Annotated in this window: 5 protein-coding genes; all 5 read left to right on the top strand. The window is 33.2% G+C overall.

Annotation, left to right across the window (positions count from 1 at the left end):
• The first annotated feature begins 33 nt into the window (after positions 1–33).
• The gene (locus PHC28_RS16150; protein ID WP_300103091.1) at positions 34–861 is read left to right on the top strand and encodes an SAM-dependent chlorinase/fluorinase; all 828 of its coding nucleotides are present in this window, start codon (positions 34–36) and stop codon (positions 859–861) included.
• A gap of 460 nt (positions 862–1,321) precedes the next feature.
• Positions 1,322–1,618 carry a putative quinol monooxygenase gene (locus tag PHC28_RS16145; protein ID WP_300103088.1) on the top strand — a complete coding sequence of 99 codons (297 nt, stop codon included), beginning with the start codon at positions 1,322–1,324 and terminating at the stop codon, positions 1,616–1,618.
• A gap of 5 nt (positions 1,619–1,623) precedes the next feature.
• Positions 1,624–2,454, top strand: a complete 831-nt coding sequence (locus PHC28_RS16140; RefSeq protein ID WP_300103085.1) for a class I SAM-dependent methyltransferase — start codon at positions 1,624–1,626, stop codon at positions 2,452–2,454.
• Positions 2,455–3,180 carry a gliding motility-associated ABC transporter permease subunit GldF gene (gldF, locus tag PHC28_RS16135; RefSeq protein ID WP_300103082.1) on the top strand — a complete coding sequence of 242 codons (726 nt, stop codon included), beginning with the start codon at positions 2,455–2,457 and terminating at the stop codon, positions 3,178–3,180.
• The coding region (gene gldG / locus PHC28_RS16130) for a gliding motility-associated ABC transporter substrate-binding protein GldG (protein WP_300103079.1) at positions 3,180–4,345 on the top strand (1,166 nt) is incomplete at its 3' end. The genes gldF and gldG, both read left to right, overlap by 1 nt.

Raw genomic sequence — 4,345 nt, 5'->3', positions numbered from 1 at the left:
GCTTGCATTCGCTTTTTATTTATAAACAATTTTATGTCAATAATTACCCTTACTACCGATTACGGCTTGAAAGACCACTTTGTTGGCGCTTTAAAAGGGAAGATTTTATCGGAATATCCCGAATCCTCGATTATTGATATTTCGCATCATATTGACGCATTTAACACAGTTGAAGCAAGTTACATTATTGGAGCTGCTTATTCGAGTTTCCCAAAAGGCACTGTGCATCTCATTGGTGTGGATATGGAATTCAACAAAGAAAACCAACATATCGTGATGCAATGGAACGACCATTATTTTATTGCCGCCGATAATGGTATTTTGAGTATGCTTTCGCAAAGAATTGTTCCCCAAAAAATAGTCGCCATCAATATTCACGACCGTTTGCCAAGTGACGCCACCGATTTAGACGTTTTTGTCAAAGTCGCTTGTCATATTGCCAAAGGTGGTTTGCTGAACGTTATTGGCAAAGAAATAAAAGCCATCAAACAAGTTACCGATTTGCAGGCTGTTGCCACCAATGACGGAAATTCTATAAAAGGATATGTAATTTACATTGACCATTTTGGCAATGTGGTGACCAATATTTCCAAAAAGCAATTCTTAGAAGTTGCCAAAGGAAGACCGTATGAAATTGTATTGAAAACCAAAAACATCAAAACCATTTTGCCCAATTATTCCGCGATTGCGAGTTCCGATAAGTATCCAATCAAGAATTATGAAGGCGAAAAATTGGCTATTTTCAATGAAGCTGGTTTTTTAGAAATTGCAATTTTCAAAAGTAATCCTTCAAAATTAGGTTCGGCGAATAGCTTGCTGGGGTTGAATTATAGGGATGTGATCAATATAGTTTTTAGTTAAATATTTTTTGATTTTAGATTGATGATTAACGATTGATGATTTCAGATGTAAAGCGATTTATGATTAAAAGAATTATGATATTTGGCATTTTAGCTAGCTTATTACAAGTGGTTGTTTACTATTTACTAATTTTCATTTTGTGGAATGTTGGAAAAAAATTTCACACACCTATTAAAACTGATTTTACTTGGGGTTTAATGATATTGTATTCAACTTATGTGTTTGGAATAATTGCAGTAATTCAAAATTCATTAATAGAAATTTTATACAAGAAAAAAATTATAATTTATTTATTTATTGTATCTCTAATTTCTTTTACTTTGGTTATCCAAAATTTTGAGAATTTGCCATTTAAAACTTTGATACTTTTCATTTCTGGGCTTATTGCTTTATTAATAAAATTATATTTAGACTTTAAAATTTCTAAATCTAAAATGTAAATTCCATAATCAAAAATCAAATGTTCATACGAATAGTAAAAATGTCCTTCGCCGAAGAAAATATTCCAGCATTTCTGGAAAACTTCGAAATCATAAAAGACAAAATACGAAACGCGCCAGGAAACCGTTTATTGGAACTGTATCAAGACAAAACCAACAAATGTATTTTCTTCACATACAGTTATTGGGAAACTGAAGAAGACTTGGAAAATTACAGAAAATCGGAGCTTTTTAATGAAGTTTGGGCTTTTACCAAGAAATTATTCAACGATAAACCCGAAGCTTGGAGCGTGGATAAAATGATCAGTTTAAAATAAAAAATATGAACGTACTAATTAGAAAAATTTATTATACCCTTCCTGTTTCATTGAGATATAGTGTAAGGAAAATAATTTACTTGCCACAAGATTTATTTACAAAAAGAGATTCGCTTGTACCTCCAAAAGGCCTTATTTTCATTGGAAGTGGCGATTATTTAAAAATAGGAAAACATTTTTTTGGACATTTTAAAAAATATTGTGATTTTACTGAGGACAGTTCTGTTCTTGACATTGGTTGTGGAATTGGCAGGATGGCAATTCCCTTTACTGATTATTTATCTCCAAAAGGGCGTTATGAAGGTTTTGATATTGTGAAAATTGGTATTGATTGGTGTACCAAAAACATCAGCAGCCGCTTTCCCAATTTTACTTTTAAGCTAATTCCGTTAAAGAATGATTTATACCGATTAGACACCGAAGAAAAGGCTGCTGAATTACAATTTCCATATGAGAATGACAGTTTTGATTTGGTGTTTTTGACATCCGTCTTTACGCATATGCTTCCTTTGGATGTTGAAAATTACATTAATGAAATTCAACGAGTTCTAGTGAAAGACAAAAAATGCTTTGCCACTTTTTTTATTATTGATGAAGAAAATGAAACTGCACAAAATACTATTGGAAGTAAAAGTTTCCCTCACAATTTTGGAAATTATTATTTAATGGATAAAAATGTAAAAGAAGCCAATGTTGCTTTCAAGAAAAGTTATATTATTGAACTCTTGAAAAAAAATAATTTAGAACTTACCCATTTTATAAAAGGAAATTGGTCTGGCATCCAAAATACCGAATTAAATGAACATCAAGATATTGTGATTTTTAAAAAATTATAAATGAAATCAATAGTTTTAAGAGAAATAAAATCCTTTTTTGGTTCGCCAATTGGTTATTTGGTGATTGCCGTTTTCCTAATTGGAAATGGAGTATTCCTTTGGGTTTTCGAAGGAGAATACAATATTTTAAACAGCGGTTTTGCCGATTTGAGTCCGTTTTTTACATTGGCTCCGTGGATCCTGATTTTCTTGATTCCTGCCGTTACGATGCGCAGTTTTTCGGATGAAAAAAAGCAGGGAACATTGGAATTATTGTTGACAAAACCATTAAGTATTTGGCAAATTGTGAACGGAAAATTTCTGGGTTCGTTGCTGTTGATTGTTATGGCAATTATCCCAACCTTTATTTATGTTTGGGTCATTTCTAGTTTAGGTTCGCCCGAAGGAAACATCGATATGGGCAGCACAATGGGTTCTTATTTCGGATTATTATTCTTGATTGCAGCTTATTCCGCGATTGGAATCTTCACTTCTACCCTATCCGAAAATCAAATTGTGGCTTTTATAGTAGCTGTTTTTTTGTGCTTCTTCTTTTATTTTGGATTCGAAAGTTTGGCAAACATTATCACGAGTTTTCAAAGTGTAATTTCAAGTATTGGAATGCAAGATCATTTCAAAAGTATGAGTCGTGGCGTGATTGACACTCGGGATGTAATTTATTTTGCAAGTGTAACGATTTTGTTTCTTTCGTTTACTGTGTATAATCTAAAATCCATTAAATCGTAATGATACCCATTAAAAAAAGTAACCTCAAAACTTTATTGATTACCATTGCCATTTTACTGATTGTCAATGGTATTGGAAATCAATTATTCCACCGCTTTGATTTAACCAAAGACAAAAGATTTACGCTTTCTTCAACTTCATTGAATATCATCAAGCAGGTGCAAAATCCGTTGTATGTAAAAATCTATTTGCAAGGCGATTTACCCGCTGAATTCAAGCGTTTGCAAAGCGAAACTCAAGATTTATTAGAAGAATTTCAAGCCTATAACAAAAATATTGTTTTCGAATTTGTAGATCCTTTGGAAAACGAAGACGAAAGTATGGATAACATCAAAGAGCTGTATCGAAAAGGTCTCACACCAATAAACATAACCGTTGACGACAAAGGAAAACAATCACAAGCAATGGTTTTTCCTTGGGCGATCGCGGTTTACAACAACAAGGAAGTTAATATTCCTTTGTTAAAAAATATTATGGGAGCTTCGACTACGCAAAAAGTAGTTGGTTCCGTGCAACATTTAGAATATTCTATTGCCGATGGAATCAATAAAATCACCAAAGAAAAACAGAAAAAAGTCGCCGTCATCAAGGGAAACGGTGAACTTCAAGATGTTCAGATTGCCAAATTGCTGATGCAGGTTCGAGAAAGTTACCATATTGCTCCTTTCACCTTAGATTCTGTTACCAAAAATCCAATTGGAAGTTTGGAAGCTTTGCAGGAATACGACTTGGCGGTTATTGCCAAACCAACTGAACAATTTTCGGATGCTGAGAAGCAAGTCTTGGATCAATTCATTATCAACGGTGGAAAAACCTTGTGGCTTATTGACCAAGTGGCAATAGAAATGGACAGTTTATATAATTCAACTGGTTCGACTTTAGCTTTTCCTAGAGATTTGAATTTGAACGATATGTTCTTTAAATACGGATTCAGAATCAATCCTGATTTGGTAAAAGATGAGCAAGGAAGTCCAATGAAATTAGCCACTGGTGAACAAGGAAGTGCGACTCAATATCAGGAATTCAATTGGAAATTTGCACCGCTAGTTTACCCAATTAGTAAGCATCCAATCGTGAAAAATTTGGGAGGAATTAAATTTGATTTTGCCAATCCAATTGACACTTTGAAAAACGGAATCAAGAAAACGGTTTTGTTGCAATCTTC

Origin of the sequence: Flavobacterium sp., assembly GCF_028712645.1 — a bacterium.
Taxonomy (GTDB): Bacteria; Bacteroidota; Bacteroidia; order Flavobacteriales; family Flavobacteriaceae; genus Flavobacterium.
The sequence above is the reverse complement of the archived record's forward strand: the minus strand, read 5'-3'. Positions and strand labels throughout refer to the sequence as shown.

Excerpts from the sequence above, each read along its gene's own strand:
- PHC28_RS16150 (WP_300103091.1), top strand. The coding sequence starts at position 34 with ATGTCAATAATTACCCTTACTACCGATTACGGCTTGAAAGACCACTTT.
- PHC28_RS16145 (WP_300103088.1), top strand. The coding sequence starts at position 1,322 with ATGTTCATACGAATAGTAAAAATGTCCTTCGCCGAAGAAAATATTCCA.
- PHC28_RS16140 (WP_300103085.1), top strand. The coding sequence starts at position 1,624 with ATGAACGTACTAATTAGAAAAATTTATTATACCCTTCCTGTTTCATTG.
- gldF (WP_300103082.1), top strand. The coding sequence starts at position 2,455 with ATGAAATCAATAGTTTTAAGAGAAATAAAATCCTTTTTTGGTTCGCCA.